Source organism: Burkholderia sp. ABCPW 14 (genome assembly GCF_001523835.1).
Taxonomy (GTDB): Bacteria; Pseudomonadota; Gammaproteobacteria; order Burkholderiales; family Burkholderiaceae; genus Burkholderia; species Burkholderia mayonis.
In genome coordinates this window covers 1-3,121 of the sequence record NZ_LOVS01000114.1, presented here as the reverse complement: position 1 = coordinate 3,121, position 3,121 = coordinate 1, and the positions used below count along the sequence as shown (strand labels likewise).

General features: G+C 62.2%; 3 protein-coding genes and 1 pseudogene. All 4 read left to right on the top strand.

Annotated elements, in window-relative coordinates; translation table 11 throughout:
• Positions 1-1,610 (top strand): virulence factor TspB C-terminal domain-related protein (locus WS62_RS18100; RefSeq protein ID WP_331460079.1); only part of this gene is annotated, 1,610 nt, incomplete at its 5' end.
• Positions 1,607-1,888: a DUF2523 domain-containing protein gene (locus tag WS62_RS18095; protein ID WP_038777072.1), complete on the top strand. Its 282-nt coding sequence runs from the start codon at positions 1,607-1,609 to the stop codon at positions 1,886-1,888. The genes WS62_RS18100 and WS62_RS18095, both read left to right, overlap by 4 nt.
• Positions 1,885-2,808: a zonular occludens toxin domain-containing protein gene (locus WS62_RS18090; RefSeq protein ID WP_066573433.1), complete on the top strand. Its 924-nt coding sequence runs from the start codon at positions 1,885-1,887 to the stop codon at positions 2,806-2,808. The genes WS62_RS18095 and WS62_RS18090 overlap by 4 nt, the downstream gene beginning before the upstream one ends.
• A 26-nt stretch (positions 2,809-2,834) precedes the next feature.
• Positions 2,835-3,121, top strand: a pseudogene (locus WS62_RS18085) (type II secretory pathway protein); the annotation flags it as partial.

Genomic DNA, 3,121 nt, shown 5'->3' with positions numbered 1-3,121 from the left:
TACTGCATTCAGTTCGTGGTGGTCGTCGGGACCATCTATACGGCCGGATTGATTTTGATGTCATGAGGCTTGCGCACCTTCTTATCGTGGCTTTGCTGATTGCTTCGCTTGCGACGGCGACAGCGGCTGCGCCGCCGAGTCCCGCGCCGGCACCTGCTCCGGCGCGAGTGCATTTCGATCCGCATGGAAATGTCGTGGTCGAGCCGGGAACGATCGCTAAACCCGCGGGGCCGCTCGATCGTGTGGTCGAGGCGACCGACGCGACGCCGCCGCTCGATCGCGTGGCGGCCGCTACGGAATCGCGTGCTTCGATGCAGTTGGCGGGCGTGATTGCTGCGACCGAGGCGAAACGGGGGCATGACGCTTTGGGCGCGGTAGCGGAGGCGACGATTGCGCACATCAATACGATCACTAGCGTGGGCGGTACGGTTGCCGGTGGGCTGGCGACGGCTGCTTGTGCGGTGGGAAGTGGGTTTCTTGGTGTTGCCGCGTGCTCAGCGATCGGTGCTGTAGTTGGTGCGTCCGTACAGGTTGCGCTCGACGGTTTGATTCGCTGGGTATTTCCGAGCAAACCGTCGCTCACGATTGAGGAAGTGGCTAAGGCAACGGGGAACGCTAACGCGCCTTGCCCGACCGATGGCTACGTCTATTGGCACTACGCTTGTACAGGTAACACGGATGGCGCTACTTGCTGGCCCGATCCCAATCAGGACGGGCCCCGTCATGGTGGTAATGTCATGGGTTCTCATTCGATTGCCGTAAAAAAGTTTCCACAGGACTTCCTTATCTATGGCAACCGACTCACCGCTTTTCTCAGCGACATATATCGGAAATGCGAGCGTGAGCCAAACTACCGTGAACAAGGGCACTCTCAAACCGCGTCGGACGCCCTGAAGTCGCTCCCGGAATCGGAGCGGTCAAAGCCGATCAATCCGACGATTGTTGCGGCGCTGGCTAACGCGTTGTGGCAACAGGCGAGCACTCAGCCCGGTTATCAAGGCGTGCCGTTCGATCCGGCCTATCCGATTAGTGCGGACGACGTGAGCGACTGGAATCGGAGGAATCCCCAGTGGGTACCGAGTGTGGACGAATTCGCATCAGTGAGTCCGGGCGGCGGATCGGCGAGGCTTCCGATGCCGAACGGCAACCCTGGCACTGGCACGAACCCCGGCACCGGCACGAACCCCGGCACCGGCACGAGCCCCGGCACCGGCACGAGCCCCGGCACTGGCACGAGCCCCGGCACTGGCACGAGCCTCGGCACTGGCACGAGCCCCGGCACTGGCACGAATCCCGGGGACGGTGGCGGCAAGCCGCTACCGCCGCCCGATGTGTGCGCGCTGCATCCTGATGCGTCCGGATGCGCACCGCTCGGCAGTGCGAACGATGTGCCGCTGAACCGCGATTCAAAGAGTATTTCGCTTTCGCCCGTCTCGGTTGGCTTGCGGAATGGCGTGTGTCCGCCGCCGCGTCACGTCACGGTTTTCGGTGGTGATCTCTCGTTTAGTTACGAGCCGATCTGTGATTTCGCGATCAAGCTGCGTCCGCTGATTCTGTTGGGGTGCGCGCTGCTTGCTGGCTTGATCTTCATCATGGGGTTGATGGCATGAGTTGGGCGAGTTTGCTGGTGTCGCTGGTCGGGCCGATCGTTACGCGTGTACTGGTTGCGCTCGGCATTGGTCTTGTGACGATCACGGGAATCGATCTCGCGTTCGATCAGGTGGTGCAATGGATGAGTGCGAGCGTGGGCGGTTTGAGCGCCGATATCGCAAACGTGCTCGCACTCGGTGGTGTGGGCGACGGCATCGCCTATGTGCTCGGTGGGCTCTCTGCGCGCGTGTCGTTCTACATGCTCACGTCCACAACAAAAATGGTGTTCAGCAAATGATCACGCTGATTACGGGGGTTCCGGGGAGTGGTAAGACGCTGCACGCGGTCTGGCTGCTGACGAAGATTGCGAAGGGGCGTCGTGTGCTGGTCGACGGCATTCGCGATCTGGCAATCGAGCACGTTGAGATTGACGAGCCGTGGTTGCGCCAGTGGCACGAAAAGGCCGAGGCGCACGACTTGATCGTGATCGATGAGGCGCAACGCATCTACCCGCCGACGACGGTCAGCCAAAGGTCGACGCCGGACGTGGAGCAACTGCACGTGCATCGTCACAAGGGCGTCGACTTCATCCTCATCACGCAGCATCCGCAGCGGATCAGCAAGACGGTTCGCGATCTGGTCGGGCGGCATATCCATGTGCGCAACCTGTTCGGGCTCAAGCGCGCGATGCTGTACGAGTGGGACCATTGCCACAACCCGAGCAGCCTGAAAGACGCGGTGAAACGGCAATGGCCTTATCCGCGTGAGGTGTTCAAGCTCTACACGAGCGCCGAAGTCCACACGAAGAAACAGGCGGTCATTCCAAAGGCGTTGTTTGTCGTGCCGGTGGCGTCGGCGCTGTTCATCGTGCTCGCGGTGAAGATCTTCCATAACGCGCGCGGCGGCTTCGGGATTACGCCCGGAATGGAGGCTTCCACGCCAGTTGCGACGACAGCGCCGTCGTCGCGGTCCTCGCCGTCGCATCAGTCGGCCAGTGCGGCGGCGCAGTCGCCAGATTGGCGCGTTGCAGGGCGTTACGCGATCGGCAGTGCGGGTTACGTCGTGCTGGCCGCGACGGATGGTCGGTTGCGTGTGGTTTCTGGTGCGGATTTTCGCGGTGAGGGCGTGCGGCTGACGGGCGACGTTGACGGAAAGATGGTGAGCGGTTGGACCGGCGCGCGGGCGGGGAAAACAGAACAAGGCGGGAGGGCAAGATGATGCGATTGAGGGCGCTTGTTGGGAGCATGGTGCTGTATGCGGGTGTCGCTGCTGGCGCGGTGCCTCCGTTACCGACGCTGCCGGCCGATCCGAGCTTGGCGACTGTGGCGGCGTCGGCGGCGTCGGCGTCGTCGGTTGCGCCGGTCGTCATGCCGTTGAAGCATGTGCGCGGTACGGCGTTTGATCTGCGGTTCGTGACGGTCGCTCAAGTCGTGGATTTGATCTATCAGGACGCGATGCGCACGCCCTACGTGCTCGGGCCGGACGTGCTGAGCGATATGCGCTTGGTGTCGTTTCGCTTGGACGATCAGAA

Excerpts from the sequence above, each read along its gene's own strand:
- WS62_RS18095 (WP_038777072.1), top strand. The coding sequence starts at position 1,607 with ATGAGTTGGGCGAGTTTGCTGGTGTCGCTGGTCGGGCCGATCGTTACG.
- WS62_RS18090 (WP_066573433.1), top strand. The coding sequence starts at position 1,885 with ATGATCACGCTGATTACGGGGGTTCCGGGGAGTGGTAAGACGCTGCAC.